This is a genomic window from Limnospira sp. PMC 289.06 (assembly GCF_032350395.1).
Classification (GTDB): Bacteria; Cyanobacteriota; Cyanobacteriia; order Cyanobacteriales; family Microcoleaceae; genus Limnospira; species Limnospira platensis.
Genome location: NZ_JARPLC010000511.1, coordinates 1 through 402, shown reverse-complemented (window position 1 = coordinate 402; position 402 = coordinate 1). Strand labels below are relative to the sequence as shown.

The 402-nt window shown below is 42.8% G+C and carries 1 protein-coding gene; it reads left to right on the top strand.

The window, feature by feature from the left end:
* Positions 1-402 (top strand): reverse transcriptase/maturase family protein (locus tag P5674_RS26040; protein ID WP_315670504.1); only part of this gene is annotated, 402 nt, incomplete at both ends.

The window sequence follows — 402 nt, the reverse complement described above, 5'->3', positions numbered from 1 at the left end:
AGTCCAAGCCGCCTAAAAAGAGACCTGAAACAATGGCTCAAAGCAGGTGTGCTAGACAACGGTGTATTCGAGGATACAGAAGCAGGGACACCTCAAGGAGGGGTAATAAGTCCAATACTCGCCAACATCGCACTGTTGGGAATGGAAAGGCTAGTTAAAGAAATGTATCCTAACAAAGGAACGGCCCCACAGGTCAATCTGATAAGATACGCTGATGATTTTGTGGTCATCTCAAAAGACCTAGGAATTATTGAACAGTGCCAAACTGCAATCACCGAATGGTTAAAACCTGTAGGCTTAGAAATAAAACCTGAAAAGACTCGAATCTGCCACACGCTCAAATCTATTGAGTATGATGGTAAAACAGAAAAACCAGGGTTCGACTTTCTAGGATTCAATATC